This window comes from Nakamurella sp. A5-74 (assembly GCF_040438885.1).
Lineage (GTDB): Bacteria > Actinomycetota > Actinomycetes > Mycobacteriales > Nakamurellaceae > Nakamurella.
The window spans coordinates 4611174-4628249 of the sequence record NZ_CP159218.1 but is presented as its reverse complement, the minus strand read 5'-3'; the positions used below and the strand labels follow the sequence as shown (position 1 = coordinate 4628249).

General features: G+C 69.4%; 11 protein-coding genes. 8 read left to right on the top strand and 3 right to left on the bottom strand.

Going from position 1 to position 17076, the window contains the following annotated elements:
- Positions 1–111 precede the first annotated feature (111 nt).
- From ABLG96_RS21275 to ppk2, 3 genes are all read left to right on the top strand, one after another.
- Complete coding sequence (locus ABLG96_RS21275; RefSeq protein WP_353649297.1) at positions 112–2850, top strand: Ig-like domain-containing protein; 2739 nt, start codon at positions 112–114, stop codon at positions 2848–2850.
- A gap of 390 nt (positions 2851–3240) precedes the next feature.
- A complete protein-coding gene (locus ABLG96_RS21270) occupies positions 3241–4923 on the top strand; it encodes an ATP-binding cassette domain-containing protein (protein ID WP_353649296.1) in 1683 nt (560 codons plus the stop codon).
- A 56-nt stretch (positions 4924–4979) separates the two neighbouring features.
- Positions 4980–5804 (top strand): polyphosphate kinase 2, encoded by an 825-nt coding sequence (gene ppk2, locus ABLG96_RS21265; protein WP_353649295.1) that lies wholly within the window; start codon positions 4980–4982, stop codon positions 5802–5804.
- 133 nt (positions 5805–5937) lie between these two features.
- Here the strand turns inward: ppk2 and ABLG96_RS21260 are convergent, their stop codons facing one another.
- Positions 5938–8388, bottom strand: coding sequence for a GH92 family glycosyl hydrolase (locus ABLG96_RS21260; protein WP_353649294.1), 2451 nt, complete (start codon positions 8386–8388; stop codon positions 5938–5940).
- A gap of 165 nt (positions 8389–8553) precedes the next feature.
- Here ABLG96_RS21260 and ABLG96_RS21255 point away from each other — a divergent pair, with 165 nt between their 5' ends.
- Positions 8554–9282 carry a maleylpyruvate isomerase family mycothiol-dependent enzyme gene (locus tag ABLG96_RS21255; RefSeq protein ID WP_353649293.1) on the top strand — a complete coding sequence of 243 codons (729 nt, stop codon included), beginning with the start codon at positions 8554–8556 and terminating at the stop codon, positions 9280–9282.
- 237 nt (positions 9283–9519) lie between these two features.
- Positions 9520–11331 (top strand): glycerophosphodiester phosphodiesterase family protein, encoded by a 1812-nt coding sequence (locus ABLG96_RS21250; protein ID WP_353649292.1) that lies wholly within the window; start codon positions 9520–9522, stop codon positions 11329–11331.
- Positions 11332–11535: 204 nt separating this feature from the next.
- Here ABLG96_RS21250 and ABLG96_RS21245 read toward each other — a convergent pair whose 3' ends face one another.
- On the bottom strand, positions 11536–12792 hold the full coding sequence (locus tag ABLG96_RS21245) for a CoA transferase (protein WP_353649291.1): 1257 nt from the start codon (positions 12790–12792) through the stop codon (positions 11536–11538).
- Between the two features lie 210 nt (positions 12793–13002).
- Here ABLG96_RS21245 and ABLG96_RS21240 point away from each other — a divergent pair, with 210 nt between their 5' ends.
- A complete protein-coding gene (locus ABLG96_RS21240) occupies positions 13003–14280 on the top strand; it encodes an APC family permease (RefSeq protein ID WP_353649290.1) in 1278 nt (425 codons plus the stop codon).
- 11 nt (positions 14281–14291) lie between these two features.
- Here the strand turns inward: ABLG96_RS21240 and ABLG96_RS21235 are convergent, their stop codons facing one another.
- Positions 14292–15020: a VIT1/CCC1 transporter family protein gene (locus ABLG96_RS21235; RefSeq protein WP_353649289.1), complete on the bottom strand. Its 729-nt coding sequence runs from the start codon at positions 15018–15020 to the stop codon at positions 14292–14294.
- Positions 15021–15222: 202 nt separating this feature from the next.
- Between ABLG96_RS21235 and ABLG96_RS21230 the strand changes: the two genes are divergently transcribed.
- Positions 15223–15669, top strand: coding sequence for a CBS domain-containing protein (locus ABLG96_RS21230; RefSeq protein WP_353649288.1), 447 nt, complete (start codon positions 15223–15225; stop codon positions 15667–15669).
- Positions 15670–15694: 25 nt separating this feature from the next.
- Positions 15695–16984, top strand: a complete 1290-nt coding sequence (locus ABLG96_RS21225; protein WP_353649287.1) for an ArsB/NhaD family transporter — start codon at positions 15695–15697, stop codon at positions 16982–16984.
- Positions 16985–17076 lie beyond the last annotated feature (92 nt).

The following is a 17076-nucleotide window of genomic DNA, read 5'->3' as shown; positions in this document are numbered from 1 at the left end:
CCATACTACCGACCACAGGTTCGCGCTACGGAGCTTTCAGACCCTATTGGCCTAATCGACGTCGGGTCATATGGTGGGCGAACTCACTCCCACCTCTGTTTGGGGATCCACATGAAACGCTTCGCAGCTGCCACCGTCTCACTGCTGATGACGTTCGCGTTCGCGACCGTCAGCACCGTCGCCGGGCCGGTCTCGACCGCCTCGGCCGCACCACCGGGACCAGGAGTTGTCTACGGCGGCACGGGTACCGGTCAGATCCTCGGGCTGAATGCCACTGCGGTCGGCCTGAACCTGGCGAACGTCGGTGTGGCCACGACGAACGCCTCCACCTCGTCGACCTCGACCCCCCGCTCGCGGGCGACCTCGAGCAACATCGCTGCCGCGGTCGTCGGGCTGCCGGTGACCGTCTCCCGGCAGACCCAGACCGCGCCGCCGGACCACACGGATCCAGTCACCGGTGGTCTTCCGAGCGTCGCGGTGAACCTGTTGCTGTTGCAGCTGCGGGTCAACGCCCTGCAGACCAGCAACCTGGCCCGCTGGGCCGGAGACACCAGGTGTGTCGCCGGAAATCCTGCCGTGCTGTCGGACTCGCAGACCACCACCGGTGACGCGTCCCTCACGCTGGCCGGCACCAACCTCCTCACGCTGGCTGCTGCTGATGTCCGCAACACCAACGCGCTGGTCAACACCGCCACCAACGTCGGAGCCAACAAGGCTGTCCGTTCGACCGCGGTCGGCACGGTGGCCAACCTGAAGCTGCTGAACGACGAGGTTGTCGTGACGGTGAGCAGCAACCCGACCCTCACCGCCACCGCCACCGGCAAGACGGGCGGGGCCACCGTCACCAGCAACGCCAACACCGTGGTGGTCAGCGTCAAGATCGGTACCGCCGCCCCGGTCGTGGTGCGCGCCGGGACGTCACTCTTGATCCCCGGCCTTGGCACGTTGCGCGTCAACAACCCAGTTGTGGGCGCTCTTGCCGCGAACGGCACGAGCGCTGCGGGCAGCTGGGACTTCCTCACCCTGAACGTGAACCTCGGTCTCGCCAGGGCCACGGTGAAGCTGCTGTCGTTGACCGCAGCCGCCAAGGCCCCGATCGGTGGTCTCGACTGCGCTGCCGTCCTGGAAGCACCGGTGATCGTCACCCCGGCAGAGGGTGCCACCACCGGCAGGACCCCGACGATCAGTGGCACCGCCCGGCCCAACGCCACGGTGAAGGTCACGATCGACAATGGCGCGACGCTCACCACGACCGCGAACAGCTCGGGTGTCTTCAGTGTGGTCTCCCCGGCGCTCACCGATGGCCCTCACACCGCTGTTGCCGTGCAGACGGTCGGCGGCGTCACCTCGCCTCCGTCGCCCGTCCGGCACTTCACCGTGGCCACCGACATCAGGACCGCTCCGGTGATCACCTCGCCCACAAGCTCGGCAGTTCCGACCAACAACGCCAGGCCGACCATCCGTGGTACCGGCGTGGCCGGAGCGACCCTGACCGTCCGGGACGGCACCACTGTCCTGGGCACCACCACGGTTCGCGCCAACGGAACGTGGACGCTCGTGCTCACCAGGGATCTGATCGACGGACGGCACGAGTTCATCGCCACCCAGGCCGGAGGCAATGGTGCGGCCTCCTCGGAGTCGAACCACGTGATCTATGTCGTCGACACCGTCGCGCTGGCCCCGAGGATCACCAACCCGCCGGGCCTGGTCCGCACCCCGAACAACCGACGGGTGATCGCCGGCACCAGTGAAGCGAACGCCAACGTCATCGTGCGCAAGCAGTCCAGCATCTGGTGCGCCACGAAGGCCACCGCGGCCGGTAACTGGTCGTGCCCCGCAGCCAACGTCCAGCCCAACGGGTTCGCACTGCTCACCGCCGTGCAGACCGACACCGCAGGAAACGTGAGCCCCGAAGCCGACACCCGGCTGGTCATCGTGGACACGCTGCCGGCCGGTGCTCCGCGCATCACCTCGCCGTCGCCCAACTCCCGGGGAACAGTCGGCACTGTCTATGTCACCGGAACGGGCGCGGCAGGCGGCCAGGTCACCTTGCTCGTCGACGGACGTGAGGTCGGACAGGTCTTCATGAGCCTGAACGGACTCTGGTCGATCCCGACGCCCAAGCTGGCCGCAGGGACGCACACCTTCTCCGCGTTCCAGGTCGATGGCACCGGGAACCGGTCGACGATGTCGACCAGGGTGATCTCCACCCTCGCTGCCAGCACCTCCGGTGGATACGTGGTCGAGTTCGATCGCAGGATCGACAAGGCCTCGTACGCGACCGGCACCGTCCGGCTCGCCGGAATCGGATTCCCGGGTTCCAGGGTGATCGTCACCGACGAACGCGGAGTACGGTCGGCGACCACCACGGTTGCCAAGGCCGCCAGCGGCAGTCGGACAGGCAACTGGGCGCTGGTGTTCCCGAGCTCTCCTGACGGGATCCACCGCTACACCGCGACGCAGACCACCATCGTCACCGGTGGCGGTAAGACGCGGACGGTGACCGCTACGTCGGCCCCGATCCAGGTTCGGATCGACCGGGCCAGCCCGCCGGCACCGGCGCTGGTCTCCCCGCTCAGCAATGAGATCCAGGCGACGACCCTCCCGTCGTTCGGTGGATCTGCGGAGCCGGGTGTGGTCGTGGTGGCCACGATCGACGGTCGGCTGATCATGCCGACGAACCCCCGGCTCCAGGGTGCGATCACCGACAACGACCGTCGGTGGGTCGTCAGGTCCTCGGTCTCCGTGGGTCCCGGTACGCACACCCTGAAGCTGTATGCAGTCGACCCGGCGGGCAACCGCTCGGGGACGACGACCGCCACCCTCCGTACCAAGATGGCCAGCGGCTGACGGGGTTCGCCCCAGGTCGTATCGACCTGGGGCGTCCGTACTTGATCGACAGCGCGCACTTGATCGACTACGCGTGACTGATCGACACGTACTTGATCGACACGGCCGCCCCCACCGCACCGGTGGGGGCGGTCGTGTGTCGTCACTCGAGCACCGTCGTCACTCGAGCACCGTCGTCACTCGAGCACCGTCAGCTCGTGGTCCCGTCGACTCCTCCGTCGCTCGACTGCCGAACTTCCCGGTGGTCGAGCGAGCGACGAAGGAGCGAGTCGAGACCCGGTCAGATCAACGACCGGTCGGGCGGGAGTTGCGTCGCTCGATCAGCGCAGCCTCGCTCGATCAGCAGCTACTCGGGTGCGCCCGAGACGACCCGGATGACAGGCTGGCGGGGTGGGACACATCGAACTGGTCGGTATCGACTTCACCCTGCCCGACGGGCGGCCGCTGCTCAGCGACGTCGCGCTGCGAGTCGGTGAGGGCGCCCGGATCGCGCTCATCGGCCCGAACGGTGCCGGCAAGACGACGCTGACCCGCATCATCTCCGGCGATCTGGTCGCAGACGAGGGCGCCGTCACCCGCAGTGGCGGGCTCGGCGTGATGCGGCAGTTCATCGGCTCCGTGCGGGACAGCTCCACAGTGAGGGACCTGCTCATTTCGGTTGCGCCGCAGGCGGTTCGGGCTGCCGCTGCCGAGATCGATCGCACCGAGCTGGTGATGATGGAGAGCGAGGCGGAGGACGACCAGATGGCCTACGCCCAGGCGCTGGCCGACTGGGCGGACGTCCGCGGCCACGAATGGGAGACGCTGTGGGACGTCTGCACCGTGCAGGCTCTCGGCCTCCCGTTCGACCGCGCCCAGTACCGGGACGTGTCGACGCTGTCCGGCGGTGAGCAGAAGCGACTGGCCCTTGAGGCGCTTCTGCGGGGACCGGACGAGGTGCTGCTGCTCGACGAGCCGGACAACTACCTGGACGTGCCGGCCAAGCGGGCGCTGGAGCAGGCGCTGATCGAGTCGGACAAGACGATCCTGTTCGTCAGCCACGACCGTGAACTGCTGGACCGGGTCGCCACCCGGGTCGCCAGCCTCGAACCCGGTGCCGCCGGCAGCACGCTGTGGGTCCACCCAGGACCGTTCTCGACGTACCACCAGGCGCGCGACGACCGGTTCGCCCGGTTGGACGAGATGCGTCGCCGCTGGGACGAGGAGCACGTGAAGATCAAGACCCTCGTCCAGATGCTCAAGATCAAGGCGACGTACAACGACAGCATGGCGTCGCGCTATCACGCGGCGCAGACCAGGCTGGCGCGGTTCGAGAAGGCCGGTCCGCCGGAGGAGCAACCGTTGCAGCAGCAGGTCACCATGCGGCTGCGCGGCGGCCGGACTGCCAAGCGCGCGATCGTCTGTGAGCAGCTGGAACTCACCGATCTGATGAAGCCGTTCGACATGGAGATCTTCTTCGGCGAGCGGGTGACCATCCTGGGCAGCAACGGGTCCGGGAAGTCGCACTTCCTGCGGCTGCTGGCCGCCGGCGGCTCCGATCCCGACATCGAGCACCAGCCTGTCGGCGAGGTCCGTCCGGATCCGGTGCGGCACAGCGGGATCGCCCGGCTGGGCTCACGCGTGCGGCCCGGTTGGTTCGCGCAGACCCACCACCATCCGGAGCTGATGGATCGGACGCTGTTGGAGATCCTGCACCGGGGTGACGAGCACCGCCACGGACTGCCCCGGGATGGCGCTGCCAGGGTCCTGGACCGGTACGAGCTCGCCCGGACGTCCGAGCAGACGTTCAGGACCCTCTCCGGCGGCCAGCAGGCCCGGTTCCAGGTGCTGTTGCTGGAGCTGTCGGGAGCGACGTTGCTGCTGTTGGACGAGCCGACGGACAACCTCGACCTGCACTCGGCCGAGGCGCTCGAGGCGGCACTGCTCGCGTTCGAGGGCACGGTGCTGGCGGTGACCCACGACCGCTGGTTCGCCCGCAGCTTCGATCGTCATCTCGTGTTCGGCGCCGACGGCGCTGTCTACAGCTCCGACGAGCCGGTCTGGGACGAGCAGCGGGTTCAGCGCAGCAGGTGAGCGGGCGTCCCGCCGGGGTCTAGTCTGGCGCTCATCCGACGACGGCAGGGGTTCTGATGTCGAATGAGCATCGAAAAATCTCTGTGAAGTCGGCTTCGTACGACAAGAAGGTGTACGAGCGCGAGCTCCACCGGCTCCAGACGGAACTGGTCACGATGCAGCAGTGGATCCAGCGCACCGGTGGGCGACTGGTGGTGCTGTTCGAAGGCCGGGACGCGGCCGGCAAGGGCTCGGCGATCAAGAGGATCACCGAGCACCTGAACCCGCGCGTGTGTCGGGTGGTCGCCCTGCCGTCGCCGACCGAGCGCGAACGGTCGCAGTGGTACTTCCAGCGCTACGTCGCACACCTGCCGTCAGCGGGCGAGATCGTGCTGTTCGACCGGTCCTGGTACAACCGGGCGGGCGTCGAGCGCGTGATGGGCTTCTGCACCGACGCCGAGTACGAGCGCTTCCTGCAGCAGGCGCCGGTCTTCGAGCGACTGCTCGTCGGGGACGGGATCCTGCTGCGCAAGTACTGGTTCTCCGTCTCCGACCGCGAACAGGAAGCTCGCTTCCGCTCACGGGCGGCGGACCCCGTGAGGCGGTGGAAGCTGTCACCGATGGATCTCGAGTCGATCAACCGGTGGGAGGACTACTCCCGGGCGAAGGACGAGATGTTCGCGCGCACCGATCTGCCGGATGTTCCCTGGTTCACGGTGGAGAGCGAGGACAAGAAGCGCTCTCGGGTGAATGTCATCGCGCACCTGCTCTCGAGCGTGGACTACGACCGGATCGCGCCCGACAGCATCGAAGTGCCGGAGCGGCCGGCGGCGGCGCACTACCGTCGCCCGCCGCGCGCGCAGTTCCGGGCGGTCCCTGACCACACCGCCGGGCTGCGCTGACGCGCGGCCGCGAGCGGTACGAGCGCTCTCGGTGGCCACCCTGCTCATGCGACGACGGTGCGGTCCACAGCTCCGACCAGCCGGTCCGGGGCGAGCGTGCAGCGCATCCGCTGAGCAGCGGTCCTGCCGCGACTCAGCCCGTGGTCACCCTGTCCACCGGCCGGTCGCCGGATCCGGTGCCCCACGCGGTGTTCGGCGTGGATCCGAGCTTGAACTCGACCCGTCCGCCGCGCAGCATCACCGATGCCGGCAACCAGGAGCGCGTCGTCGGCCGACCATCGACCCGGACACCCTGCACGTACAGGTTCGTCGCGGATGCCTCGGGCGCACGGACCTCGATCGTCGGTCCACCGTCGCGATGGATCCGCGCGATCGGGAACATCGGTGCGGCCAGCAGCATCTCGGCGCGGCTGGGACTCTGGGGATACATCCCGAGCGCGGCGAACAGGTACCACGCCGACATGGTGCCGAGATCGTCGTTGCCCGGCAGCCCAGCCGGTCCGGTGCCGTAGACACCGGTGGCCATCGCCCGAACGGTTTCCTGGGTCTTCCACGGGGTGCCGAGCGCGTTGTACAGCCATGGGGTGTGGATGCCCGGTTCGTTGGTCGGGTCGTAGCGCAGTGGGTCGCCGCCGGTCGCCCAGCTGCCGTCCGGCCGGTGGAAGAAGTCGTCCAACCGGCGCACCGCGACGGCGTCCCCGCCCATGGCGGCCGCCAGCCCCGACACGTCGTGCTGCACCATCCAGGTGTACGTGGCGCTGGTGCCCTGGGCGAACCCGACATCCGAGTTCGCGGCGAACGGCGTCACCCACCTGCCGTCGGCGTTGCGGGCCCGCTGGTACCCGATGCCCCCGGCCGCCGGGTCGAAGGTGTTGCGCCACCACGAGGCTCGCGGCATCAACGCCCGGTACTCGGCGGTGCGGCCCATCCGGCGGGCCCAGTCGGCGAGGCCGAAGTCGGCCGCCGAGTCCTCGAGGGTCTCCGCCGCTCCGCCCCAGCAATGGCACTCGTCCTGCGGGGCGTACCCGAGCTCCAGGTACTTCGCCAGGTTCGGACGCTGGCCCTCGCACTGACCAGGACAGCCGGCGTCCGACAACCCGTCGGGATGCGGGACGGTGGCCTGGCGGACCAACGAGTCGAACGCACCACGGACGTCGAAGTTCCGCACCCCAAGAGCGTGGAAACCGGCCAGCGTCGGTGCGGACGGATCGCCCGTCATCACATGGGTGGGTCCGTTGATGTGCACCCAGCGGTCCCACACACCGCCGTTCTGCCGAGCCAGGTTGTAGAGCGACTGGGCGAAGTCGCCGGCCACCCGGGGTTCCAGCAATGCCAGCAGTTGGGTCTGGGCGCGATACTGGTCCCAGCCGGAGAAGTTGCCGTACTGGGCCCGCTGACCGCGTGCGATGCGGTGCACCCGCCGGTCGCTCCCCAGGTACCGGCCGTCGGTGTCGCTGGTGATGTTCGGCTGCAGCAACGAGTGGTACAGCGCGGTGTAGAAGGTGGTGCGCTGGGCGTCGCTGCCGCCGCCGATCTCGATGCTGCGCAACTGGTCCGACCAGTCGCGGCGGGCGTCGGCGGCCACCCGCTCGACGGTGTCGCTGCGGCGGATCTCGGAGGCCAGGTTCTGCTCGGCGCCGGCCGCGCTGACGTAGGAGATGCCGACCTTCACGGTGACGTCCCGGTCGCGACGGGTGTCGAAGGAGACGTAGCCGCCCGATCCGCGGCCGCGGCGGGCGTCACCGGTCAGGTAGCCCTCGCCGCCGCTGGTGTGCTTGCTACCGGCGTTGAGCGTGTCGTTCTTCCAGGTGCCTACCGCGGCGAACGACCGGTCGAAGTGCGCGGTGAAGTACAGCCGGTAGTAGGTGGTGCGGTTGTTGTCGCCGCCGTTGGCGCGGCGCCCGCAGAAGGCGCCGGTGAGCACCGATCCGGTGACCGTGCGGCGCTGCGGGTCGATGGTGACGTCGGCATCCTCGCTGCCGTTCAGCGAGTTGGACACCCGGAACAGCAGCGACGACGGCTTGTTCTTCGGGAAGGTGAACCGGCCGATGCCGGCGCGGGTGGTCGCGCTCAGGTCGGCGGTGGCGCCGTTGGCCAGGCCGACGCGGTAGCGGCCCGGGGTGGCGGCCTCGTCCTCGTGACTGAAGTCGGAGGCGTAGACGGCATCGGTGGTGTCGGCCGTCGGGGAGCTGGCGACGTCGCCGACGAACGGCATGACGGGGATGTCACCCGCCGCGCCCGGACTGCAGCCGGCACCGTTGACATGGGTCAGGGCGAAGCCGCGGACCCGGGCGGCGTCGTAGGCGTAGCCGTTGGCCGCTCCGGTGTCGGTCTGGTCGCCGCGGGTGGTGGTCGGGCTCCACGACAGCATCCCGAACGGACGGACGGCACCCGGATAGGTGTTGCCGCCGTTGGCCGAGCCGATCAGCGGGTCCACATACGCGGCCGGATCCCGGACCAGTGCCGCCGACGGCGGGGGAGAAGGGCGGGCCGCCGCCGACGCGGGGGCGGCCGCCCCTGCGCCGGTGGGCACGAGCAGTGTGCCGACGACCACGGTGAGCAGGGCACGACGGAGTCTCGACATGCGAGCACCGTACGGGCGTCCGCCGACACCTGCCGGACGGCGGGGTGGCCGCCGGGTGGACGGGAGGCCGCGTTCTCGGTGCGGTCCGGCGCTCGCAGAAGCCGGAGCCCGGCCGGGAGCACCGGGAGGTCGCAGTGAAGCGGTCCGGATGTGACGATCCTGTGTATGGATGTCGCCCGCCTGATCGACCAGCTCGAGTCCGAGGGCCGGCGCCTGGTCGCCGGCCTCGCCGCTGCGGACTGGAGCGCGGCCGTCCCCGGGACCGACTGGGATCTGCGGACCGTCGTCCGGCATCTCGGCGCAGTGCACCGGTGGGCGACCGACATCCTCGTCCGGGGTCTGGCGACCAACGAGACCGGCGGCAGCAAGGCCTTCCACGAGGTGATGGACGACCAGGATCTGAGCGGCTGGCTGGTGGCCGTTCACTCGATGCTGGTCGTCACGCTGCGGGACGCGGACGACGACCTCGCCGCGTTCACCCTGATGCGGTCCCCGAATCCCCGACACTTCTGGGCACGCAGGCAGGCACACGAGACCGCCATCCATCGCGCTGACGTCCAGGCGGCGCTCGGCGCTCCCGGTGTCGAGGCGTTCGATCCGGCGTTCGCCCAGGACGGGATCGCTGAACTGGTCGACGGTTTCGCCCGCGAACCCCAGTTCGCGTCGGCGGACCCCGGCGTTCTCGCGCTCCGGTGTACCGACGGACCGTCCTGGCTGATCACGTTCGGGGACGGGACGACGCGCGCGGCCAGGACCGACGACACCTCCGCGGCGACGGCCACCGTCACGGGTACGTCCTCGGCGCTCTACCTGTGGGTGTGGAACCGGCCCGCTGATGTCGTGCAGGACGGCGACGTGTCGACGATCGCGTCCTGGCAGCGGATCCACATCTAGGCGGGGATGCCGGCTCGGATCAGCTCGAGCGTGGTCCGCATGCGGCCGACCCGGTGGGTCGCAGGACCCGGTGGGCAGTGCCGCACGGCGCCGGCCGCGCCGGCCGGTGACGTCCGAAAGCCGAGACCGGGGGCCGATGTCGACCCCGCGGCCCCGACCGTTCACCCGGGCGTCAGGCGGTGGTGGCCGGGATGCGGAAACATCCTCCTGAGCCAAGCCCACCACCGGAGGAAAGCCATGCGCGCGTTCCCGTCCCTGTTGCTCGCCGTCGCCGTGACGTCCACCCTCGTGGTGACGCCGGCCCTGGCAGCTCCGGCAGTCACCGAGCACCGTCCGCATCCGGCGAAGACGTTCGACATCCAGGCCCACCGCGGCGGTCTCGGCCTCACCGTCGAGAGCACGATCGCATCGTTCTCGAAGGCCCTGGAAATCGGCGTGACGACGCTCGAGCTCGACACCCAGATCACGACGGACGGCCGCGCGGTCGTCACCCACGACCGGAAGATCTCGGGCGACAAGTGCGTCGACACCGCGCCGTACACGCCGGGCGACCCCGACTACCCCTACGTGGGCAAGTACATCAACACGCTCACCTTCGACCAGGTGCGCCAGCTCGACTGCGGTTCCAAGACCCTGGCCGCCTTCCCCGGCCAGCAGGCCGATCCAGGCTCGCGGATGCCGGAGCTGAAGGAGGTCTTCGACCTCGTCAAGCGGTACCGGGCCCACGACGTGAAGTTGAACATCGAGACCAAGGTAGAGGCAGGCGCGCCCACCGAGACCGCCCCGCGCGAGCAGTTCGTCGCCGTCGACGCCGCGGCCATCCGGGCCTCCGGTCTGGCCCGTCAGGTGACGATCCAGAGTTTCGACTGGGGCGCACTCATGTTGATGCGCAAGGTCTACCCGCAGCTGCCGATCGTCGCGCTGACCAACTTCGACTTCCTGCAGACGGGGCAGCCCGGAAGATCGCCGTGGCTCGGCGGCATCGACATCGACGACTTCGGCGGCAGCCTGGTGGCGGCCACGAAGTCCTTCGGCGCCGACGCGATCTCCCCGGTGCACGGGTTCCCGCAGAACGGGAAGGTCGGCGACGCCGACTACCGGCCGTACGTCACGCAGGAGATGGTCGCCGAGGCCCATGCCGCTGGGCAGCAGGTGATCCCCTGGACCGTCGACGATCCCGCGACGATGGACTCGTTGATCGACAAGGGCGTCGACGGGATCATCACCGACCGTCCCGACATCCTGCGCACTGTGGCCGCCTCCCGCGGTTTCCGGCTGCCGACGGGTCACCGTGCGCCCGCCGTCACCGTCATCCCGAATGCCCACGCGCACAACGACTACGAGCACCTGCGTCCGCTGCAGGACGCACTGGCACGCGGATTCGGCAGTGTCGAGGCCGACGTGTACCTCATCGACGGTGAGCTACGGGTGGGTCATGATCTGGCCGACACCCGACCGGGACGCACGTTGGAGTCGCTCTACCTGGAGCCGCTCGCGCGGCAGGTGTTGACGAACCACGGTCGGGTGTACGCCGGATCCCGTGCCCAGCTGCAGCTGCTGATCGACATCAAGAGCGACGGCCCCAGCACCTACCTCGCGATCGAGAAGGCGTTGCGGCGGTATCCGCTGGTCTTTGCAGCGACAGTGGGTCGGCACACCGTCCCCGGCGCGGTGCAGGCCGTGGTCAGCGGCAACCGCCCGCTCGAGCTCATGCAGCAGCAGCGCATCCGCTTCGCCGGCTACGACGGTCGACTCGCCGATCTGGGCTCGGGCCTGCCCAAGTCGTTCATGCCGCTGGTCAGCGACAACTGGGCGAACAACTTCAGCTGGACGGGTCAGGGTGCCTTCCCGGCCGCCGAGAAGGCGAAGCTGCTGTCCCTGGTGACGCAGGCGCACCGAGCCGGGTACCGGGTCCGGTTCTGGAACACGCCCGACCTCCCCGGCGCTGCCCGCGCGGCGCTGTGGACGGAATTGCGGGCGGCCGGGGTCGACTACCTCAACACCGACGACCTGCACGGCCTCAAGATCTTCCTGGACCGCAACGCCTGAGCCGCCTCCCGGCCGGACAGGATCGCGTAGGAGATCCGCTGCCGCTTTCCCTGTCGCACCCGTCCCGACGCTGGCGAAACCGGTGAAGGCTGGCGAAATGTCGCCAGCCTTCACCGGTTCGGCCAGCGGTGGAGTCAGCTTCGCCAGCGTTCGACGGTTCGGCCAGCGGTACCACCGTGCACGTCCTGAGCGAGCCGCTCGAGGTCACGTCTCCGTGATGACGAGGCCCTCCTCGACAACCCCGTCCGCGACCAGGCCATCGATCTCGACGTCTGCGAGACCGCTGTCCAGGAGTACCTCCCGCGTGTGTGCACCGATGGCCGGGGCGGCGGTCCCCGGCCAGCGGGACTCGGCGGACGAGCGGAACGGCACCCCCAGCACCCGCTGGGTGCCGATCAGCGGATGGTCGACGGCGCCGACCATCTGCAGCGCCAGGGTGTGCGGATCGGCCAACGCCTCGCCGACCGTTCGTACCGGGGCAGCCGGTACCCCGGCAGAGATCAGCGCCGCCGTCCAGTGCGCGGTGTCGGCGGTGATCAGTCGTGCTTCGAGCGCGTGCGCCAACTCCGAGCGGTGGGCGAGCCGATCGGCGTTCGTGGCGAACCGGGGGTCGCCGGCGAGGGGTGCCAGATCGAGCACCTGCAGCAGGATCCGCCACAGCTTGTCGTTGTTCGCCGCCACCACCAGCCAGTTGTCCCGAGTGCGCAGCGCCTCGTACGGGGACAGCAGTCGATGCCCCGAACCCGTCGGCACCGGCTCCTCACCGGTGGACCAGTAGGCGGCTGATTCCCAGACCAGCATCGCGAGCCCCGCCTGGTAGAGGCTGGTCCGCACGTGATCGCCCCGGCCGGTGAGGTCGCGGTTGCGCAGGGCCGCCAGCAGCCCGATCACGCCGAACATTCCCGACGTCAGATCGGTGATCGGCACCCCGACCTTCACCGGGTCGCCGCCGGTGGTCCCGGTGACGCTCATCAGGCCGCTCATGGCCTGGGCGATCAGGTCGAAGCCGGGCCGGCTGGCCAGATCGGAGTCGTCGGCGCCATGGTCGGGTGTCCCGAAACCGGACAGCGACACCACGATCAGTCGCGGGTCGATGCAGTGCAGGGTGGCGGCGTCGATGCCGAGCCGCTCGGCCACCCCGGGCCGGAAGTTCTCGATGACGACGTCCGCCCCGAGCGCCATCCGGTGCAGCACCGCGCGGCCGGCCTCGGAACGCAGATCGATCACCACGCTGCGCTTGTTCCGGTTCACCGCCCGGAACGCGGCGTTGTCGGCGCCCAGTTGTGTGTCCGCCCCGGAGATGAAGCTGCGCCGGGCCTGGTCGCCGCCACCAGGAGGCTCGATCTTGATGACGTCCGCGCCCAGGTCGGCCAGCAGTTGGGTGCCCCACGGACCGGCCAGGACCTGGGTGAGATCCAGGACCCGGATGCCGACGAGCGGAGCGGGCTGCGAGGAACTCATGACGCGATCCGAACGACGGGCAGGTGGAGCGGACGCACCGGGTCCTCCTGGGAGTCGGCATGCGCCGTGCATGCCGGAAGGTCCATGCTAGGGGCGCGATCCGGCCGGTACCGGATCCACGACCCGACCGACACCACCGCACGCAGGAGACACAGTGGCTCGAGCGGTATCCGGTGGCGTCCGGGAGCTCCTCACGGGACCGGGTGGGCGATGAGCGCGTCGAGCGGGGCGCTGGATCGCAAGCTCGGGGTCGGTGACGCTGTCGTCATCGGACTCGGATCGATGATCGGTGCCGGTGTGTTCGCCGTGTTCGGCCCGGCGGCCGCGGCAGCGGGAACGGGACTGCTGGTCGGTCTGCTCATCGCCGCGGTGATCGCCTTCTGCAACGCCACCGCCTCGGCGCAGCTCGCCGCGGTGTACCCGGTCTCGGGCGGCACGTACGTCTACGGACGGGAACGACTGGGGTCCTGGTGGGGTTTCACCGCCGGCTGGGGATTCGTGATCGGCAAGACCGCGTCGTGTGCGGCGATGGCGTTGACCGTCGCCGCCTATGCGGTCCCGGGGCCGTGGTGGCTGCAGCGGGCGGTCGCGGTGCTCGCCGTGCTGGGCCTGGCCGCGTTGAACTGCCGCGGGGTGACCCGCACGGTGACGCTGACCCGGGTGCTCGTGACCGTCTCCCTGACGGCGCTGGCGACGGTGGTGTTGGTCATCGCGGTCGGCTCCCGGGACGCGTCACTGCGCCCGGAGGAGTGGTCCGCACTGGGATCGGGCGGGGTGCACGGGATCCTGCAGTCGGCCGGACTGTTGTTCTTCGCCTTCGCCGGGTACGCACGGATCGCCACGATGGGTGAGGAGGTCCGTGATCCGGCGCGCACCCTGCCCCGCGCGATCCCGATCGCGCTCGGGATCGCGGTAGTGGTCTACCTGGTGGTCGGCGGGGCCGCGCTGCTGGCGGCCGGCCCGGAGCGCCTGGCGTCGGCCGATGCCCCGTTGACGGCAGCGCTCGGAGCTGTCGGCGGCGGTGGGTTCGGCTGGGTCGTCCGGATCGGCGCCGTCGCTGCCGGTCTGGGTGCTCTGCTGGCGTTGCTCACCGGGATCGGCCGGACGAGCCTGGCGATGGCGCGCGAAGGTGATCTTCCCGGGTGGCTGGCCGTCGTCCACCCGCGGTTCCTGGTCCCGCAGCACGCCGAGGTGGCCCTGGCCGTGGTGGTCTCGGCGATCGTGCTGACCGCCGACCTGCGGGGTGCCATCGGCTTCTCGTCCTTCGGCGTGCTCGTCTACTACGCGATCGCCAACGCCTCGGCCCTCACCCAGCCGGCTGACCAGCGACGCTGGCCCCGTGGGCTGCACGTCCTCGGGCTCGTCGGGTGCTGCGTGCTGGTGGCGACGCTGCCCTGGTCGTCGATCGTCGCCGGTTCGTCGGTCATGGTGGTCGGCCTGGTGGGTCGGCTGTTGGTGATCCGGCGGCGCGGCGCGGTCACCCCCTGATACCGGAGGGCTCAGGCGACCGAAATTCCGATCAGCTGTCCGACCCCGAAGGTGACGACGACTGCGAGGGCGCCGAGCAGCAGTTGGCGGACCCCGGCGCGCAGCAGCGAGCGCCCCGTCAGCCTGCCGACCACCATGCCGCCGACCAGCAGCGCAACGCCGGCGATCAGCATGGCGAGCCAGAGCCAGGCGACGCCGAGCAGGTAGGGCAGCAGCGGCAGGACGGCGCCGAGCGAGAAGGCGACCAAGCTGGCGCTCCCGGCCAGCAGCGGCGACGGCAGGTCGTCAGGGTCGACGCCCAGCTCCTCCCTGGCATGGAACTGCAGCGCCTTGTCGGCATCGGAGGAGACCGCTTCCGACATCCGCTGCGCGGTCTGCCGGTCTGCGCCGTAGGACTCGAACCGTTCCGCCAGCTCGGCCCTCTCGGCGTCCGGGAACTGCTCGTGCATCCGCTTCTCCACCGCGACCTCGGCCTGCACTAGCTCGTTCTGGTTCGTCACCGAGATGTACTCACCGGTGCCCATCGAGAAGGCGCCGGCGACCAACCCGGCCAGCCCGGTCAGCACGATGGTGTGGGCCGAGACGCCGACACCACCGACCCCGGCGATCAGCGAGGCGTTGGTGACGAGACCGTCGACAGCGCCGAAGACCGTCGGCCGGAGCCAGCCGCCGGAGACGTCGCGGTGGCGATGATCGGCCCAGCCGCGGTCGGATCCCGCCGGAGGGTTCCGCTCGTCCACGCTCGCTCCCGGTTCTGTCGTCCCTCGCGGTGCAGGAGGGCAGATCGTCGGTGTCGGTTCTACAGGTCGGTCTTGTTTCTACAGGTCGACGACGATCGACGCGGAACCGCGGTGCGACGCTGTCCGTAGATCGGTGGCACCCGAGGCGAGAACCTGGTGACCCGGAGAAGCGCGCGGGTCGATCGCCGCCTAGCGTGGATGCATGCGAGCCGCCGAGATGTTCGAGGAGTTCCCGGTCGTCGGCCAGGACTCCGATGCGCTGCAGGCTGCCCGGCTGTTGGCCGAGCGTCGCCTGCCCGGACTGGTGGTGATCGACACCGACGGGGTGCCGGTGGCTCTGCTGCCGGCGTCAGAGGTGGTGCAGTTCCTGGTGCCGAGCTATGTCCAGGACGACCCGTCGCTCGCGGGTGTACTGGACGAGTCGATGTCCGACCACCTGGCTGACCGCTTGGCGGGACGTTCGGTACGGTCCCTGCTCCCCCGGCAGACACCCGAGCTGCCCCGCGTCGAGATCGACGACACATTGGTGGAGGTGGCGGCCGTGATGGCCAGGATGCGCTGTCCGATGGTCGCGGTCATGCAGGGGCGGCGGCTGGCGGGCGTGGTGACTGCGTCCCGGTTGCTCGAGATCGCCCTGGACCACCACTGACCACCGACGGGGAGGGCTGTGCCCGATGAGCGGGATCGCCATCGCGGTTTTCGTCGTCGCGTATGCCTTCATCGCCACCGAGAAGATCCCCAAGATGGCTGCCGCGCTGGGCGGCGCAGGTGTCGTGCTGGCCATCGGGGTGGTCGGCGCCGAGGACGCGTTCTACTCGGCGGACACCGGCATCGACTGGAACGTCATCTTTTTGCTGCTCGGCATGATGATCATCGTCGGCGTGCTGCGCCGGACGGGGGTGTTCGAGTACGTCGCGATCTGGGCGGTGAAGCGCGCCCGGGGTTCTCCGCGCAACATCATGATCCTGCTGGTGCTGATCACCGCCGTCGCATCCGCGTTCCTGGACAACGTGACCACGGTACTGCTGATCGCCCCGGTGACGCTGCTGGTCTGCGATCGTCTCGACATCAAGCCCGTTCCGTTCCTGCTCGCCGAGGTCTTCGCCTCCAACATCGGCGGCGCTGCCACCCTCATCGGCGACCCACCCAACATCATCATCGGCAGTCGCTCCGGCTTCACCTTCAACGATTTCCTGGTCAACATGGCGCCGATCGTCGTGATCGAGCTGGTCGTCTTCACGCTGATCCTGCCGCGACTGTTCAAGGGTTCCTTCGACGTCGATCCCGAGCGGGTCGCTGGTGTGATGACGCTGAACGAGCGGGAGGCCATCCGCGATCGCGGCCTGCTGATCAAGAGCGGCATCGTGCTGGCGCTGGTCTTCGCCGGATTCGTCAGCCATTCGCTCATCCATGTCGAGCCGTCGGTGGTGGCCCTGCTGGGCGCCGGCCTACTGGTGCTGATCTCGCAGACCCGTCCCGACCAGTACCTGGTTGCGGTCGAGTGGGAGACCCTGCTGTTCTTCGCCGGCCTGTTCATCATGATCGGTGCCCTGGTGAAGACCGGGGTCATCGGACAGCTGGCCGAGGCCGCAGCGAACGCCACCGGCGGCAATGCGCTGCTGGCGGTGATGCTGATCCTGGTCGTCTCGGCCGTGCTGTCCGGAGTGATCGACAACATCCCCTACGTCGCAACCATGAGTCCGCTGGTGCTCGCCCTGACCCAGGACATCGCCGACCCTGCGCGTTCCGACGCGCTCTGGTGGGCGCTCGCTGCGGGCGCTGACTTCGGCGGCAACATGACCGCTGTGGGGGCCAGCGCCAACGTCGTGATGCTCGGGATCGCCGCCCGCGCGGGATTCCCGATCTCCTTCTGGGAGTTCACCCGGAAGGGCGTCGTCGTCACCGTGGTGACGGTGGTCGTGGCAGCGCCCTACCTGTGGCTGCGCTACTTCGTCCTCGCCTGAGGTGACGGTTCTCCGGGGCGGGCCATTGACCGATGGTCGCAGGGTGCCGGTCTGCTCCGCGTCACGAGATGTTCACCCCGGGCCTACCCGCG